Here is a 15,282-nt window from a genome sequence, read left to right as displayed (position 1 = left end):
TTTAGGCTCCGAAATTACTGCTAAGGAAGTTTTTGCGATGTTGGCCGTGACCGAAGGCTTTTTTCGTCACGATACGGTATTTGACCCCCACACCCGATGGGCGAGGCATAAGATCAAAGTTTTCAAGAAGGACCCGTAAACGTTCGTCCGGGTTGAAATTAAACACGTAATACAGATAGGTCATATCGAGCGGATCAAGCACAAATACCTTGCTGTCGTCCAGCCAGAAGAACCGTTTAAGAAATTCGTTAATATTGGTGACCGTTGGGCTTTGCGTGAGGTTAAAATAACGCATACGCACGATGAGACGCTTTTGGTCGACAGTCAGCGATAAGGTGTAATCGGCATTACGTCGAAAGTTGGCTTTAAAATTAGCGTTCTTTTTACCGAAACCAAAGCCGATTTTCGTTTTATCGCTAGGCGGGACATCAATCCCCAACGGCACATCGAGTATGCGCGCCCAAATATTTAACCCAAACTCGTTCGCAGTATCGATATTAAACACATCACGGTACCAATCACGCCAAAACTGGACTGTGGATTGTTCAAAATAGTCCGCTTTGTATTTGGCTAACGCCTTAAGGTTTGTCGCATCTTCATATTGCCAAAGGATCGCCTTTAATAAATCAGAGTGAAAATCAAATGATTGGATTTTGCTCATACCAGCACCACCTGTACCGCACTGCGTTTAAGCCTTGCCACCTCATTCATTTTGATTTCATAGTTATTTGATGACCAGGCTTTGCCATCGGTTGAAAGCTCGACTCGTGTAATAAACAACCGAGGCTCGACGACATTGATACCGGCTGATATTTCAAAAGGTGATACATCGCGCCCCACCACTAAACCGCCCTCGCCATCGAGCTCCCCATTTGCCCATAACTCAACTGCGGCGGGAATAATCGTTTGTGCATCGACGGTAGCTTTTTTCACCATTACTCGGCAGAACAAAACAATTTCTTTCGCCCTATCGAATTTAACGGGATAAATTTGGCCGCTGATGGTTTCTAATACGTCAACTTCTTCACTACCGTTAAAAGCTGCCCCGAGCGTTTTTGTATGCAACAGCGAACGAGCAATCGCCTCTTTATCGCCTCCTTCAACACACACATAAATGCTATGGGGAACTAACGTGATCCCATCAAACATCATCGGTTGGTCTGTGTAATTTTCTCGATACGACAACGAACGTACCCCTTCCAATTCATACAATGCAGAGGTAATCGCCTCCCCCACACTGACGGTGTTTTTGGCTAACGTCTGCTTACGTCGTCGCCTTGATTGCAAGTCTGATTCAGCATCTCGCCCCAACACCGCATTGCTGGGGTTATGAACGGTTTCCCAACCTAATACCGAACTGGCCACTTTATTGAGTTGGCCCACACCGCACTCAATCGCTCCCGTTTCAATGGCGCGCATATCCCCAGTGACTGAGCCATCTTTACCGATAATTAAAGTTTTGGTGGTTTCGAATAAGTCGCCATTCAGCGTGGCTGCTTGTGACCCCTTGGGGATAATGGTCTCGGCAATCCCAGTGAATTTCACCTGCGATAAAAAGGAGTGGGTCGCATCAAAACGCTGCCCGCCCATTAAGGCCCATATTGCATCAAGGAAAATACCACCGGCTAAATCGGGGTTAATTTGATTGGCCAACTCTGCATTATTGCGCACAACGGCGTCCCGATTTTCGACCTCCATGGTGATCAATGCGCCTTGCGGGGTTTCGGGATTAACATCTAAATACTGACCAAACACACTTCTATATTCGCTTTCGACATCATCACGTAAGGTGCGTGCATCCGGCACAATTACACCCTGTGACGTAATATATTGATAATCAGCCATTAAGCGTTATCTCCCCATAAATGGTTTGGATCACCGCGGTATAGTTCAGCGAGTTATCCGCAATTAATGCCGAAAATGACACCACCGATATCACATCATCCAGCTCACGCAGCCGGTCACGAAACGCCGCTTCAAATAACGGAATGTCCGCCTGTCGCCCAAAGGTGGTTTTCCAGTAGGGGATCCCCATGTCGAGCTTATGCAGCATTTCACCGCGGAGTGCTTTCACATAGTGTTCGCAACGATTTTTTGATGCCCGTTCACCACTCACAATCGACAAGTTTCCGTCATTGCCAAGATGGATGTCGTTATTGCTGTCGACATTAAATGTTTTCATACGGCGACTCCTGAATTGCTATTACCACTTTGAATACCGCTGTGTTTATGTGTTGAGCCGATATCTTTACCGTTGTGTTTCATCGTGCCCCCATTTGAGTCGCTGTTACCGTTTACGGCCTGATTGCCATTCACCGTGACATTGCCGTTAAACGTGGTTTCGGGCACATTGACTTCAAGAACGGGCGAATCTAAAACTGCTTTACCCTCATGCAGTGACAAACACACGGAGCCATCCATTGACTGAATGACTAACGCATCAGCATTTTTGCCATCAATTAACCAGTCTTTAAGCGTGTCGGGAAAGAACATGGCATCGCTAAAGGTATGCAAACGTGCTGTATTGGGTTCATCCTCCAAACCACCACGCTGAAAGATTAAACTGATGTCGCGGTCATTGGCTTTAAGCCAGCCAAAGTCCCCGGCTTTAATCGGCATACGGATAAAAAAACCCCCGCCACCAAAACGGAAAACGGGAATATTCGGAACCGCTGCTCGTCCGATTTTTTGACCTTCCGTCGACACCATCATGACGAGTGGCTTAATAACTGCGCGGTTAGTTTTATCGTCATAACTCACCACTGTCGCGGGGAGCATGTCGTCAATATTCATCAATAGGCTACGAAACGCAGCCATAAACTGCCCTGCCAAGCTGCCTTCGCTAGCAATATCATTATTGGGTTGGTTCATGGTTTACACTCGTTTGCAGGTCGCTTGGTAAAAGAAGGGATCGTCGTGTGAGGCAATGTCGAACTTGAGTTGCTCAATAATGTAGTCGCCATTTAAGGCAGGATTAAACTTGCTTTCAAGGCGTAACATGCCACCCAATGACGACTCACTATCAATTAAATAAGTGACATCGACACCTTTTTCCGTGGCTTTCGGTATCCCTACCATGCCCGATTTTTGGTTAAGAATACGCAAGCGGCCACTTAGAGCTTTGTTTTGGTCTTTCACATACAACATGTCATCGTCGATAAACGCTTTCACATTGCCCGTATCTTGCAGTCGTTCCACTTGTTTGAGTGCCGGCCCACAAAAATACCAATTGGCAATATTTTTATCGGTGGCTTGATAGTCCAGTTTAACCCCGCAATCCTGTGCTATGTTCTTAGCCAACTCGCTCATTTTACTTATGGCACTACCCGATGAAGAAACAATATCTCGGGCGTTTGTATTGTTGGTTTTCGCTTTTAAGGTCAATGTCACATCCGGCGGTGAGGCGATTTCTGCACTAACAATATCCCCGACATAAATGCGAAAAATACCGGTGCTAACACGACCAGCTTCGACAATTAAACGATGCGATTTCTTCGCTTGGGTATAAGGGCTAGTTTCGGTCAGCAACATATTGCGTGTTGTCGCATTGAGCCCATCGATATTGACCGTGCATTCATTTTGCAGGGGATTGGCATATTTAGTGCCGTTGGCACGAATACGCAGCCCCTCATACCATTGCAGCCGACCATTAACTTCAATCCCTAATCGGATACGACGTAAATCAATCATCATCCCCCCACCAAACAAGACTGTGCGATTGCCCAAACTGCGCCCACCACGGATATTCATCATTTTCTGTGATAAACGCAAAATTACCGTTACCTGATAAATAGCGGTAGGGGATCAGCGGTTGATTGGGCATCACACGAATGCCTTGCAGTAAAACCACATCATTGCGTTTGATATCGCAGCACATTGTTGTTCGTGCCACTTTAACCGTCAGCTCCCACTCATCACCGCCAAGGCTCACGCGCAAACGTTGATTAGGCACGGCATTTAAAGGGATCTCTTGCATGGATTACCACCCTAACGTAAATTCACCATCAGCAATTTTGGTTGCTGCCGATTTTTTCTTTTTGTCCGGCACTGTGGATGTTTGCACTTTTCCACGATTCACCGTACTCGATTGCTCTTTTTTTGCCACCTTACGGGGCGGCAGGTCGCCATATTCTGGCTCAACCGTTCGCCACTCACTAAAGCGCAGCGAGAGTTTAATCGCATCGGCCATCTCTGGAATTTCATCGTGATAGAGATTCACTAGCAACATCGGTTGGTAGGTTTTCACCCGCGTTTGGATACCCACTAACTGATGTTTATCGTAGGCTTGCTGTAGGGTTTCAAAGGCACTTTTCATTTCGCCGGCTAAAATTAAATCCATGCCAATTTCAACGGGTTGAACCACCACATGATCACTGCGTGTTTCCCCCGACTCAACGGTAAACTGTGTCGCTTTGTGTTCGTCACGGACGTTAATTTGAATCGGATTGGCCGTTTCAAATAACGCCGAAAAGTTATCGACATTGAAGATTTTCACCTCGGTGATCATTTGCTTACCCCCGAACTGGTTTGATGGGCTAAATCTTGTAGCTGGGATTGCAGCGCATCTTTCGTGCCATTCGCCATACCTTGCGCGTCCGTCGCTTGGGTTTCCACTTTGATTTCCCCTATGGATAGATTGGTTTCGTTAGTAGTACTGGATTGATTACTGATAGCTTGGCTGGTCATCGGGTTGATTGGATTAGCTGACATGCCATTAATTTGTTGGCTCAGTCCTTTTACTAACAACGCAGTATCTTCCTCAGATAACTTGGGCTGTTCGGGAATTTGGTGCTCTATCGTGCCGTCGGTCGTGACTTTGCGTTCAACCGTTTGAGTCACTTGTGCATCCTCAAAACCAAACCACCCTTTGACGGTACTCCAGCCATTTTTAATGGCGTCTAAGCCGTCATTAATCCAACCTAAATACTGTTTGATTTGCGCCCAAAGCCATTTAAAAATACCCACAACAGCATCAGAAACGGTATCAAAGACGCCTTCAAACTGTTTGCCCCAACCCGTTAGGTCATCAATAAACTCATTGAGCCATTTCCAAAATTGCTTACCTCCATCAACAATAAAGTTAAAAGCTGACACTGCCACATCGGCGACGACCTGAGACAAGGCAATGACAAAATCAAAGAAGGCTTTAAACGCATCCCACAACGCAATAATGACGGCTTTAAGTTCGGGGTATTCATCCAAAATACGCCCTATCATCGAATCATTACCGTCAATAAAGTTCATGATATCGTCATAAACTAAGGCAAACGCCGCAGCCAGTAAGGCAATAACCGCGATAATCGCCAAAATGGGCCATGTTGCTGCCAAGGTTGTGGCTGCCGCCGATAACATCGCAGGCACATAAAACACCGCAATAGCCGAACCTATTGCAATAAAGAACCCTACAATGAGCGACTTGTTTTCTTTGCAAAAGCTCACAAAGCGGTTAACCCACTCTAGCCCTTTGGTTAAAACAGGAATAACCATTTCTAAGAAGCTGTTTTTCAATAAGCCTGATGATTGCTTAAAGCCTTGCATGGCTTTGTTGAATTTGATGGATTGTTCAATACTCTCTTTGTTGATGCCTGAGTATTCTTTTTGAATGCCCATCATGCGCTCGAGTTCTTTGCGCCCTTTCATCATCAGTTCGACGGTTTTATCATCTGTCACGCCCAACCCCGCAAGCGTGGCCTTGGCTTTGTCGAACTTCATCCCCTGTACTTTATCTGCGGTCTGAAGCACTTTCTCCATTGAGTTTTTCGCAAACCCAAAGGATTTTGCCATTGCAGATAAATCGGCTTGAGCCGCATCACGTGTCCCACCAAGCTCTGCCATTGAACCCGCGAAAGCGTCCACATCGGCAGTCGCCACGTTGATTTTTTTACCCAGTTTATCGAGCGTTTCAATATCAGCCGAACGTGAAATTGACTCCCCCACCAAGGCAGTCGCCCCCATCAATAAGCCAACCGCCCCCAATGCCTTTTTGGCAAACGATATGACAGTATTACCAGCTTGCTGGTATTTGGTTTCGGTATTCTCAAGGGCTTTTTGCACCGATTGCTGAGCTTTAATTTCACTGGTCGCCGCTTCAATTCCCTTCACTTTCATGGTGTCCACAAGACGAATTAACTCACTGTAATTACCTTGTAGCGCTTGAATAATGGCGTTGGACAGTTGCTTCGCGGTGATACCTTGGTGTTCGGCTAACGTGAGGTCGGTGACACCTTGATTAAGTTGAATAACGTCTTGCTGCAGTGCCTGGTAGTTTGCATCGAGCTCGCCCAAAACGCCCTGAGTGGATTGCATGCCTGCATCAGATATTGACCGCTGTGCCTCAAGGTTAGCCATCGAATCTGTTACTGTCTCTAATTGTGTTTTAACCAAACCAGTTTGGGCAATAACCTCATCTGCATTAGTGACAAAATCAATCGAATGTTCAACCGATAAGCCTTGCACCGATTGGCGTAAGTCTGCCATCACACGTTCAATTTCTGTGGCGCCATCGGCAGTGGTAGTCGGGATTTTTTGCAGCTCGTTAATATACTCACTGACCGAGCCTTTTACCTGTTCTAATGCGGTTTTTTGGTCACCCGCAGATAATGAGCCGAGGTCGTTTTTTAATTGGGTGATTTCAGCTTGCAGTGATTGCCCCCAATCCCCTAGCGCATCTCCCGCGAAGACCCAAGCAGCGTCTGCATTTTGCCGTTGCTCATCCAATGCGCTTAATGATGAACCCACCGCATCTAACCTATCCACGATGTGGCTTGTCTCAGTACTGACCTCGCTGGCATTGGTGGTGAACAAAATGGCATGTTCGGTCGACAGCCCTTGCAACGATTGCCAAAGCTCTGTCATGACACTCCCGATGGTCAGTGAACTTTGCTGCGCCGCCTGTTGGGTTTGTTTCATGCCGTCAATAATGTCATCGGTCGAACGTTGCACCTTTTTAAATGCCCCATCCGCTTGCCTTGTATCAAACTCAAAGACCTGCACAAAGGTATCCATTAATGACATTAGCGATCCTTTGAAGCCGCAAGGGCTTCGTTATAACGGTTAGTGATGGCAATTTCCCACAGGTCCATTGCTTCTTCTAAATCTATTGAGGTTTTGAGTTCGGTGAAGGTGGCGAGACGTTCGCTGACGATGACGGCAAAGAACCCATCAGCGTTTTTATAATCGACGGGAGTGAACCGCTTACCTTGCTGAGCAGGAAGTGGAGGAAACCTGGGCTCCCGTCGTTGCCGAAAAAACTGGTGTTGTATTTCAACATTTCCAGCTCTAAGCGGATCAACGATTCGCCATCGGGCACATGGTTATCAATGAGGGTTTGTGTTTTAAGGGGGATTTCTTCACCATCGATAGTGACGCACACATAGGCCATCATTTTCAGCATGGCCTCTTTACTCACTTCGTAGTCACCAATTTTGGGGGCGTTAGATAACGGGTATTTGGCTAGGATTTCACGCCCGACTGTTGCGGGTAGGCGGCTAATCACAAACAACTTTTCAACGCCATCAACGTCTTTGATAGCCACTTCTTTAGGTTTTATAAGCATGGTAAAACACCGATAAAAAAGGCGGGAAACCCCGCCAGAAATTGAAATAAATTAACGGACGCGTGTACTATCAAAATCTTGAAACACAAAGGTATAGGCTTTGGATTTCAAACGTCCCGCAGAGGCAGCAGAGTTGCCACGACTGCCATTGGTAATTTTGCCGTTACGCGCCGTGACCGTTGAACCATCACCGTAAGAGGCGACAAAGGTAATGATATCCCCTGCGTGTCGACGCCCTTTTTTCGCGGTATTCGCCTCGAGCAAAATAGACAAGTTTTGATCTTCTTCGCTACCAGCTAAAACGTTGATGGTGACGGTTTGTGGTGTCGGTGTGGACCAACTCACCAAGTTACCGTTAATGTCCATACCGGTTTGTGCAATATCGACAGCCGGTAAATCCAGCGGGTCAGCATCGTCAGCAAAGGCGGTAATTAAAATCCCAGTGGGAAAGGTTTTGCTGGCTTGAATGGTAAAACTCAAGCCGGTTGCAGATACATCATGCATGTTCTACTCCTAGACTAAATTATGAGAGCCTTCGACCTTACGAACCCAATCGCCTTTGCCGTAAATCAGCACGTATTTCATGACATACTCAGGCAAGTCGCTTTCACCCGTGTTTTCAACAATCTGCGCGTTATACCAATAGCCTTTATCTTGTACGTCATACCACGCAAGGTCATCGCCAGACGCATCCGCAATAGCAAGCTTTTGCACCTCAGAGAGCGTTTTACCGGCTAAAATCGTGCCGTTATTAATCGCTTTGGTGACCGCACCAGCAATCACCATCAATGCACGTGCTTCACCGTCTTTATTAGCAGGAACACCGCGTGTCGCCAACAACACACTAAACCATTGTTGAGCAATATAGGCCTTCAACCATTGCTCATTGGCATGCACACTCATATCCAGCGGATTAGAGGAGCCACCACACAAGAAGCCCCGCTGATAGAAACGAATTTGCGAGCCGGCTATTGCGGTTTCACCGTAATAGTTCACGCGTAACTTATCGAAGCGATCCGCATCCGTATCGGTAGTGACCTGTGCAGGAAAGGTGACACCCAACTGACGAAACATGTAGTTTGTTGTAGCATTAGTCCGGTCATAATCGGTTGCTGCCATGACCGCCATCGGTAAGGCTTGGATAAAATAGTTATCCTCCGTTTTAAGGTTTAACCCAACCGAAGCCGTCCCCATCAAGGCGGCGCTAAAATCTTCAACCTGACTTTTGCTCACACTGAGGTGTAATTGGTATTTGACATTTTCACCGGAAACATACTGCGCCAATGGCACCGCTTGCTCTAACGTCAATTCATCCAAGAATGTCGCACTACCAAATGAATCGGATACTTGCTCAGCAGCCATAAACGCTTCCAGCGGCGTTTGTGCGGGGTTACCTTCAGATGCAGTACCGGAAGACAACCCCATGGCATTCGCCAGTACCGAATATTCAACACTAATGGATGCGCGTTCTTGCACACCGCCACTCAGCTCAAAGGCGCTATCGAGTGAATTAAACGTCAAATAGCTACTGGAAAATTGTGGTTCTCTTTCTGCATTGAGTTTTGCTTGAATAGTGGATGCAATATCCGCATAAGATTTTGCTTCCGATAAATCAATGTCTTTGTAGCTTTTAGTGACGCTACCAATCGTGACTGATAGCGTTCCATCCGCAATAATTTTTAAATCTGCTAATGCGGCGGCTTTTGTCCCAAATAACGTAGGCGCTCGCCCGACGGGCTCATAAGACGCAATTTGTAATTCCTTCGGCTTACTCACCGGTGCAGGGCTAACATAGCTAAAGTATTGTCGTGCAAAGTTAGCTTCGGGAGAATCAATACCCAGTAAATCATCGACCTGACCACTGGCGAATTCTAAAACTTTACCGGCGGGAATTTTGGGGTTAGTGGAAAATAGACGGCCGGTTAATTTACGCATCGGAACAGCAGACGCGCCAATAACCGCCGATGCGATATCAACGTATCGAGTTTGTTTAATTGGCATAATAAAACCTTATATGCGGTGGATATCAGGATAGAGCGCGCTTATGGCAGCTGTATCAGGGAAAAGAGAGCGTTTATACGTCACATTAAAATCAAACGAGGGGTTTTGTTCGTAGTCACCATAGTCGTTCACAAAGTAAGGCTGGCGAACGGATGTTGCCCGTTGTACACCAATACCTTGCTTTCTCAGTGTGGTCACAAAAGGCAGTGAATTGACAACCATTCGGGCAATGGCGGCAATATCATTGGCGGTATACGGGCCTAATTGGGTAATGAATGCCTGAACTTGGTACGTTTTTTCGGATAATTGGTTTTCTTGGTGATTGGCATTGTTACCTTGGACATTGTAATTGCGACCTTGCCAACCATGCCCACTTTCATTGATGGAAAAGAACATCACCATATTATCTTCACGACCTTGCTTGGTGGATTGAAAACCCGCTTTCACAGGGATATCAATACCAACTTCAGTTAGCTGCCGTAATAGCTGTTTGCGGATCGCAATATCAACGTCATTATCCGTCATAGGCACCTACCTCGATGCAAATCACCGATTTCCAGCCGTCCTGCTCATACCAATCCGCATCCCCCATCACATCGTATTTCTTGCCATTAAAAACAAAGTAATCGGGAGACGTACCACGCTGAATGCCTTTGATATCATGGGAGGTATAAAAACGTCGATAAACCATGTTTGAATCAAAGCCCATTGATTGAGCATCTTGAGTATCGACGGCTTGCCAACTCCCCCGAATATCCACTGGCTCATGATATTGGTTTTGGTCATGCCCTCGCTCATCGGGCTCACGGTTTTTAAAGCGAAACCACTGGGCTGTTTGCTGAGGAATATAGCGAGAAGCGATACGGTGTAAATTTCCGAACATTACTTATCCTCCACGGTAAAACTGACGGCTTGTAACATCTGCCCTGTGTCGACTAAGGGCTTATCGGTGGATTTCCCTTTGCTATGGCGCCGCGCTCTGGCTTTTATCGTTGAATCATCCAAGGCAGGTGTGGTTACCGCTTTAATGGCCAGTTTCACATCCCCAGCCGCTTTTGCGCCTACTTGGGTTAGCTCATCGGTAACGGAAATATTGCCAGCGGCCGCCGCTTTGGCCACACGGAAAATTAACTGACCATACTCTGCTTTTTTATCACTCATCGTCGGGCGAAAAAAAGAACGGGGAGGAATGCCACCGGCGGGGTAACCCAATTCTTGAATAGCCGCAATATAGGCAATGGGCGTGCCATCGGGATACTTCGAGTGTTCAAAGAAACCCACTTTCAGTTGTTTCTTGGCTAACTCATCATAGACTTTTTTCAACTGAGCTAATTTCGTCATTAACGTAACCGCCCCCCTCGTGTGAACCGGCCACCCACACCGCGAAATGCCGAACGTTCACCTGCACCACCAATATATTGCGGTACGCTACAGCGCTTAATGAGTGCTAAGAACTGTTGGCCGTAGGTCGTCATTTTGAACCAGTGAGACCAATCGGAACCTGCAGGGGGCGCAGAGAATGACACGCTGATTTTGTCCATGGTGATGCTGGTGACAACACCGGTTGGCGCGGCGCCCTCTGCAATTTGTTGATTTAAGTCCAACATGTGGGCGACAACCAGCATCCACAATTCATTGGTACAAACACCACGACAAGGGGAAAAATAGTTCAGCGCGGATTGGGCAATAATATAAATATCATCATCAGGCACCCCGCAGAACTGTGGACGGAGCACACGAAATGACGTTAGGGGAAATGTGCTCGCCTCCATCATTATTTACCCTTTTTGTTGGTTTTCGGGACAGCTTGTTTTTCTGCTTCCAATGATTCCACGGTATCCGGCGCTGACTTATCGCTGGCTTCCATATTGGTGGCCACTTTTTCAGGGTCTTCTTTGCGGTTTTCAACGCTGATAAACCCGTTTTCTTTATGCAGTTGAAATACATGGTTATCTTTAAGTTGAGCGTATTGTTCGTCGCTGATTTCCGTGACACGCCCACGCGGGGTATACATGTGCTTGGTCATGATATTGGCTTGACCCGCAATAAACACTTTGCCATCCGTAACCGAGTAGTTTTGGTCATTCGATAGCGTGCAATAGACATAGAGAGACATGGCTTTCTCCGATAAAAAAGCCCTCATTTGAGGGCGTAAAAAAAAGTGGTCAGGTTAGATGCCTGTGAGACGGGTGATAGCCCAAGGTCGGGTAACAAAGACACCCGCTGTCGCATTGGTCGCATCCTCTAAATACCCTTTGATTTGCGCTTGTGAGCCCAACAATTGGTATTTAACGGGTACCACTTGTAAGATGGTCGCGCTGGTTGCGGTTGAGCCATCATCGATGGTATCTGCGAACATATACGCCACATCCGCACCACCATTCGCCCCGACAAATTCAGGTGAGAACACAAAGCGCAGGTTTGGATAGTTCTCTTTCACCCATTGATACACCGTTTCACCACGCGCCACAGGGTTAGCGACGTTTAGCGTTGAACGGTAACCTAACGGTAACGTCAATGTGATAGCGATATCGTCTTTGATAATCCCGCCTGAACTCATTTCAATGCGCGAGAACATATTGGTAATATCTTGGGTGATATCGGCAAACGTGCCGCCCTTCCATTTTTTCGATGCGGTTTCATAAGCGGGTAGATTCGGTTCATTCATCAAGCCAAATACACGTGTTTCAGGGCTATTAAACCCATAGTAACCAATCCGCTCACGCCCTTGCTCTAAAGATTCCGTCGCTGAATTACGTTTTTCCGCAGCGGCTTCAAACCCAGCTGCAGATTGGCGCGCTTCCTCTAACTTACCGACTTGAAAACCTTGTTCAAAACGCACGATACCGCGACGTTCTTGGTCTTGAATGTAAGACGCTAACGGCACGTTGGTATGGTCGCCGTAAAGTTCAGCCTTACCGGTTGGTGTTGCCACGTTCAGAATGATTTCCTCATCGTGCCATTCACCCGCATTCAATACACCGGTGATTTCATCCAACACACGAACACGGGTGGCGGTACGAATGAGACCAGGAAGAACGTGTTGCAACATTTCACGCTGAATCAACCCACCTTGCATGGCTGCGCCCGTGATCGCGGAGTCCATCGACGCCAAACCACCAAAACCAATTTGCTCCAGTTCGCGATATGTCCACTGTTGGTTAGGTTGGATATTAAGTTGACCATGCTTGCGAATATCGCGGCCAGACATATAAAACTTTTGCTTGCTAACTGGCATTATTCACCTTCCTTTACTGCCGCTGGATATGGGATTTCTGTTAAGCGAATAACGCTCAAATGGGCTGATTCACTGGATTCAACGTGACGACTAACAAAACCAATCACTCGGTCACCAGCAGCAGGAACAAGCTTGGAGGAAAGTGAGCCGTCCGTTTCATCAAAGACAACTGGTGCATTGATTTTACCTACCCCTTCTTCGAGTTCGACGTATACTTCGCCCATTGCCAAAAACTCGCCTTGGGTGCCATTGCGCGCATGGTTCACTTCAATACGATACGCTTTCGGGTTAATCATGATCCCCGCAAATGCCCCCTTACCACCCACTTGCACAGACTCCACCGAATCATTTTTGTAGGTGTAAGCCCGACCGAAGATATTTTGCTTTTCATCCGCTGAGCTGAGAATGGCGGCAACGGCACGGATAGGCCCTGCATGACTGATTTCACCCACTACGCCAGACGTTAAGCCATGCGCCACTGATTTAGGAATTGCCATTATTTCGCTCCCCATTTATCCATAATTGATTGATTGCTCACCGCAGAGTCCATCGTCACTGTGGCTTTCTGTGAATCAGGCACACGCCCTTGCATCCACGCATCTAAAGCAATGGCTTCATTGCCCTTGCCACATTGAATACCGAGCTTATCAACGCCATACTCCGCCACTTGTTGCTTGGTCATGGCAGCATGGTCGAACACACCAAGGAATGGGGTCAGCTTATGGGCTAACGAATCACGCTCACCGATTTGCTTTAACAGTGCGCCAGTATCCATCGTGGGCTTTGACGCTTCCAAACGCTTAATTTTGCGCTTTAAAGATGCAATCTCATCCATTGTGCCGATGCCGTTTTTCAAGCGTTTGAGTCGGCGATTTAAGCTATCAGTTGTCGCTTGGTCGAGATGCTCCTTGGCTTCTTCAATCGCTTCAACGGCGGTCTCAATCGCCACCTCGGCAGCTTCTACGGCTTCAGGTGTACCGGTTGTGGCTTCCTCTGCTGCAACTTCAGCGGCTGCCACGGCTTCTTCCGCTTTTTGCTCTTCTTCAGGATCAGCATCAGTAGATTTCTTTTCTTCTTCCAGATTTTCATCGGTTGAAGGCTTAGTTTGTGCAATCACCTCTGCAATAATGCTTTTCAGCGCAGTGACTTGCTCCGCTGTAAACGCACCTTCATCAGCGGTTTGCTTCTCTTTGTTTTCTTCTTCGTTCATGCGAATAAGTTCCTTTGTGTCGATAGTGATAACGAGGTGATCTTGCACAGCGACGTCAGGGCCAGTTCGCCCTTCATCCACTAATGCGAGGTGATTGCCACGTAGGTGACGCTGAATGGCGTCATAGTGTTGGCCTTCATAAATGCCAGAGGTGAATTCATATTTACTGCGATAACCAGGTGAAAGGTCGATTTTGCCGCTATCGATATTGCTAAGCGCCACATCTGAAAAGATCTTGATATTGGCTCTAAGATACGGAGGGTCAAAATAGACATTCTCACCAATCACCCCTTGAATGCCTTTTTTCTCCACTGGGGTCGCGTGTTTGCCTAACATTTCATGTTCAATGATGAACGGGGTAAGTTTGAAAGAGTTAATTGTCGCTTCGCTGGCCAGTTCTTCCGGTGGCCGCAATACGCGATAGATTTTATCGGGTACCGGCGCACCAATCTCTGCCCCCAAATAATCAAAAACCCCAACTTTTGAGATGGGGTTATCTGTCACTTCGAGCCAGCCGTTGTTGTCATAGGTTCGTTTTGTCATGTCTCCTCACCACTTTCTATTCCACTGAAATCGATAACGGGCGTCCAAAAGCACTTGCAGTTAGGTAATTGCCCCGGCAATCCACGCTCACCCGTTTTGGGGTCAATAATCGGTGGGTTGTCTAAATCAAACACTTCACCATCCAGCTGTAGATGCCATTCTCTAGGTTCAGCGCTTCCACCAGAGTGATGCCAAATAGCCTTACGAATTCCCGCTGATTTCATGCGCTCATAGTTTGCCGCAGTCGTGATTTTTCGCGTTTGGTCAACGGCGATAAAATTCGCTCGGCTCTCTGTTACGCAGCCTGTGTGCCTGATTTCATCTAATAAGGTTTTTGCGCCCTCGCCTCCTTGGGAAATAGAGCGTAACGCTGCACTCTCGATACGTTGATGAAATTGGCTAGGGATGGATTTAATCAGGGAAACATTTTCAGCCGTGGCGGCTATCATTCGGTCTTTTAACGCATCAGGCATTGCAGGGGTTTTAATCGTAATGCCACCGGAAAGCTGTTTAAGGGAATCGTCTAAATTACGCTGCGCACCTATATCGGCTTGTGAAACAAACTTATCGGCCATGGCGCTAGACTGCGTATTAAAAATTTTATCCCACTTGCGTTTTAGCCGGTTGAGCCAAATCCGTGTTTGACTCGCAATGCTGGCATCCATCGTGGCGCCATCAAAATCCTCCTTCAATTCACTAAATACGTTTTCATAGTCTTTAATCATTGAGCTGATT

At 47.0% G+C, this 15,282-nt stretch carries 20 protein-coding genes; all 20 read right to left on the bottom strand.

Annotated elements, in window-relative coordinates; genetic code table 11:
- Position 1 precedes the first annotated feature (1 nt).
- The 20 genes from J6836_RS03400 to J6836_RS23065 all read right to left on the bottom strand — a co-directional run bounded on the left by J6836_RS03400 (position 2) and on the right by J6836_RS23065 (position 15,272).
- On the bottom strand, positions 2 to 661 hold the full coding sequence (locus tag J6836_RS03400) for a DUF2612 domain-containing protein (RefSeq protein WP_219246853.1): 660 nt from the start codon (positions 659 to 661) through the stop codon (positions 2 to 4).
- Complete coding sequence (locus J6836_RS03395) at positions 658 to 1,845, bottom strand: baseplate J/gp47 family protein (RefSeq protein WP_219246851.1); 1,188 nt, start codon at positions 1,843 to 1,845, stop codon at positions 658 to 660. The genes J6836_RS03400 and J6836_RS03395 overlap by 4 nt, the downstream gene beginning before the upstream one ends.
- The gene (locus tag J6836_RS03390) at positions 1,838 to 2,182 is read right to left on the bottom strand and encodes a hypothetical protein (RefSeq protein ID WP_219246850.1); all 345 of its coding nucleotides are present in this window, start codon (positions 2,180 to 2,182) and stop codon (positions 1,838 to 1,840) included. The genes J6836_RS03395 and J6836_RS03390 overlap by 8 nt, the downstream gene beginning before the upstream one ends.
- A complete protein-coding gene (locus tag J6836_RS03385; RefSeq protein WP_219246845.1) occupies positions 2,179 to 2,871 on the bottom strand; it encodes a Gp138 family membrane-puncturing spike protein in 693 nt (230 codons plus the stop codon). Before J6836_RS03385 ends, J6836_RS03390 begins: the two co-directional genes overlap by 4 nt.
- Before the next feature lie 3 nt (positions 2,872 to 2,874).
- The gene (locus J6836_RS03380; RefSeq protein WP_219249351.1) at positions 2,875 to 3,690 is read right to left on the bottom strand and encodes a baseplate hub protein; all 816 of its coding nucleotides are present in this window, start codon (positions 3,688 to 3,690) and stop codon (positions 2,875 to 2,877) included.
- Complete coding sequence (locus tag J6836_RS03375; protein WP_219246844.1) at positions 3,683 to 3,976, bottom strand: phage baseplate plug family protein; 294 nt, start codon at positions 3,974 to 3,976, stop codon at positions 3,683 to 3,685. Before J6836_RS03375 ends, J6836_RS03380 begins: the two co-directional genes overlap by 8 nt.
- Positions 3,977 to 3,979: 3 nt before the next feature.
- Positions 3,980 to 4,507 (bottom strand): phage baseplate protein, encoded by a 528-nt coding sequence (locus J6836_RS03370; protein ID WP_219246841.1) that lies wholly within the window; start codon positions 4,505 to 4,507, stop codon positions 3,980 to 3,982.
- The gene (locus tag J6836_RS23070) at positions 4,504 to 7,014 is read right to left on the bottom strand and encodes a hypothetical protein (RefSeq protein ID WP_255586314.1); all 2,511 of its coding nucleotides are present in this window, start codon (positions 7,012 to 7,014) and stop codon (positions 4,504 to 4,506) included. The genes J6836_RS03370 and J6836_RS23070 overlap by 4 nt, the downstream gene beginning before the upstream one ends.
- A gap of 82 nt (positions 7,015 to 7,096) precedes the next feature.
- Positions 7,097 to 7,555, bottom strand: coding sequence for a hypothetical protein (locus J6836_RS03360; protein WP_219246839.1), 459 nt, complete (start codon positions 7,553 to 7,555; stop codon positions 7,097 to 7,099).
- 51 nt (positions 7,556 to 7,606) lie between these two features.
- Positions 7,607 to 8,059: a phage tail fiber protein gene (locus J6836_RS03355; protein ID WP_096863412.1), complete on the bottom strand. Its 453-nt coding sequence runs from the start codon at positions 8,057 to 8,059 to the stop codon at positions 7,607 to 7,609.
- Between the two features lie 9 nt (positions 8,060 to 8,068).
- A complete protein-coding gene (locus J6836_RS03350) occupies positions 8,069 to 9,556 on the bottom strand; it encodes a DUF3383 domain-containing protein (RefSeq protein WP_219246836.1) in 1,488 nt (495 codons plus the stop codon).
- 9 nt (positions 9,557 to 9,565) lie between these two features.
- Positions 9,566 to 10,081 carry a phage gateway protein gene (locus J6836_RS03345; RefSeq protein WP_219246833.1) on the bottom strand — a complete coding sequence of 172 codons (516 nt, stop codon included), beginning with the start codon at positions 10,079 to 10,081 and terminating at the stop codon, positions 9,566 to 9,568.
- Complete coding sequence (locus J6836_RS03340) at positions 10,071 to 10,439, bottom strand: phage collar protein (protein ID WP_219246831.1); 369 nt, start codon at positions 10,437 to 10,439, stop codon at positions 10,071 to 10,073. The genes J6836_RS03345 and J6836_RS03340 overlap by 11 nt, the downstream gene beginning before the upstream one ends.
- Positions 10,439 to 10,897, bottom strand: a complete 459-nt coding sequence (locus J6836_RS03335; protein ID WP_219246828.1) for a hypothetical protein — start codon at positions 10,895 to 10,897, stop codon at positions 10,439 to 10,441. The genes J6836_RS03340 and J6836_RS03335 overlap by 1 nt, the downstream gene beginning before the upstream one ends.
- A complete protein-coding gene (locus tag J6836_RS03330; RefSeq protein ID WP_219249347.1) occupies positions 10,897 to 11,328 on the bottom strand; it encodes a DUF4054 domain-containing protein in 432 nt (143 codons plus the stop codon). Before J6836_RS03330 ends, J6836_RS03335 begins: the two co-directional genes overlap by 1 nt.
- A 2-nt stretch (positions 11,329 to 11,330) precedes the next feature.
- Entirely contained in the window at positions 11,331 to 11,672 is a 342-nt protein-coding gene (locus J6836_RS03325) for a hypothetical protein (RefSeq protein WP_105881054.1), read from the bottom strand.
- Positions 11,673 to 11,726: 54 nt separating this feature from the next.
- Positions 11,727 to 12,794: a major capsid family protein gene (locus J6836_RS03320; RefSeq protein ID WP_219246825.1), complete on the bottom strand. Its 1,068-nt coding sequence runs from the start codon at positions 12,792 to 12,794 to the stop codon at positions 11,727 to 11,729.
- Complete coding sequence (locus tag J6836_RS03315) at positions 12,794 to 13,291, bottom strand: structural cement protein Gp24 (protein WP_219246823.1); 498 nt, start codon at positions 13,289 to 13,291, stop codon at positions 12,794 to 12,796. The genes J6836_RS03320 and J6836_RS03315 overlap by 1 nt, the downstream gene beginning before the upstream one ends.
- Entirely contained in the window at positions 13,291 to 14,547 is a 1,257-nt protein-coding gene (locus J6836_RS03310) for a DUF2213 domain-containing protein (RefSeq protein WP_219246821.1), read from the bottom strand. The genes J6836_RS03315 and J6836_RS03310 overlap by 1 nt, the downstream gene beginning before the upstream one ends.
- A complete protein-coding gene (locus J6836_RS23065) occupies positions 14,544 to 15,272 on the bottom strand; it encodes a phage head morphogenesis protein (protein ID WP_219249345.1) in 729 nt (242 codons plus the stop codon). The genes J6836_RS03310 and J6836_RS23065 overlap by 4 nt, the downstream gene beginning before the upstream one ends.
- Positions 15,273 to 15,282: the final 10 nt, after the last annotated feature.

It is taken from the genome of Providencia sp. R33, from assembly GCF_019343475.1.
In the GTDB taxonomy this organism is placed as follows: Bacteria; Pseudomonadota; Gammaproteobacteria; order Enterobacterales; family Enterobacteriaceae; genus Providencia.
The sequence above is the reverse complement of the archived record's forward strand: the minus strand, read 5'-3'. Positions and strand labels throughout refer to the sequence as shown.

Coding starts and splice junctions, on each gene's coding strand:
- J6836_RS03400 (WP_219246853.1), bottom strand. CDS start 661: ATGAGCAAAATCCAATCATTTGATTTTCACTCTGATTTATTAAAGGCG.
- J6836_RS03395 (WP_219246851.1), bottom strand. CDS start 1,845: ATGGCTGATTATCAATATATTACGTCACAGGGTGTAATTGTGCCGGAT.
- J6836_RS03390 (WP_219246850.1), bottom strand. CDS start 2,182: ATGAAAACATTTAATGTCGACAGCAATAACGACATCCATCTTGGCAAT.
- J6836_RS03385 (WP_219246845.1), bottom strand. CDS start 2,871: ATGAACCAACCCAATAATGATATTGCTAGCGAAGGCAGCTTGGCAGGG.
- J6836_RS03380 (WP_219249351.1), bottom strand. CDS start 3,690: ATGATTGATTTACGTCGTATCCGATTAGGGATTGAAGTTAATGGTCGG.
- J6836_RS03375 (WP_219246844.1), bottom strand. CDS start 3,976: ATGCAAGAGATCCCTTTAAATGCCGTGCCTAATCAACGTTTGCGCGTG.
- J6836_RS03370 (WP_219246841.1), bottom strand. CDS start 4,507: ATGATCACCGAGGTGAAAATCTTCAATGTCGATAACTTTTCGGCGTTA.
- J6836_RS23070 (WP_255586314.1), bottom strand. CDS start 7,014: ATGTCATTAATGGATACCTTTGTGCAGGTCTTTGAGTTTGATACAAGG.
- J6836_RS03360 (WP_219246839.1), bottom strand. CDS start 7,555: ATGCTTATAAAACCTAAAGAAGTGGCTATCAAAGACGTTGATGGCGTT.
- J6836_RS03355 (WP_096863412.1), bottom strand. CDS start 8,059: ATGCATGATGTATCTGCAACCGGCTTGAGTTTTACCATTCAAGCCAGC.
- J6836_RS03350 (WP_219246836.1), bottom strand. CDS start 9,556: ATGCCAATTAAACAAACTCGATACGTTGATATCGCATCGGCGGTTATT.
- J6836_RS03345 (WP_219246833.1), bottom strand. CDS start 10,081: ATGACGGATAATGACGTTGATATTGCGATCCGCAAACAGCTATTACGG.
- J6836_RS03340 (WP_219246831.1), bottom strand. CDS start 10,439: ATGTTCGGAAATTTACACCGTATCGCTTCTCGCTATATTCCTCAGCAA.
- J6836_RS03335 (WP_219246828.1), bottom strand. CDS start 10,897: ATGACGAAATTAGCTCAGTTGAAAAAAGTCTATGATGAGTTAGCCAAG.
- J6836_RS03330 (WP_219249347.1), bottom strand. CDS start 11,328: ATGGAGGCGAGCACATTTCCCCTAACGTCATTTCGTGTGCTCCGTCCA.
- J6836_RS03325 (WP_105881054.1), bottom strand. CDS start 11,672: ATGTCTCTCTATGTCTATTGCACGCTATCGAATGACCAAAACTACTCG.
- J6836_RS03320 (WP_219246825.1), bottom strand. CDS start 12,794: ATGCCAGTTAGCAAGCAAAAGTTTTATATGTCTGGCCGCGATATTCGC.
- J6836_RS03315 (WP_219246823.1), bottom strand. CDS start 13,291: ATGGCAATTCCTAAATCAGTGGCGCATGGCTTAACGTCTGGCGTAGTG.
- J6836_RS03310 (WP_219246821.1), bottom strand. CDS start 14,547: ATGACAAAACGAACCTATGACAACAACGGCTGGCTCGAAGTGACAGAT.
- J6836_RS23065 (WP_219249345.1), bottom strand. CDS start 15,272: ATGATTAAAGACTATGAAAACGTATTTAGTGAATTGAAGGAGGATTTT.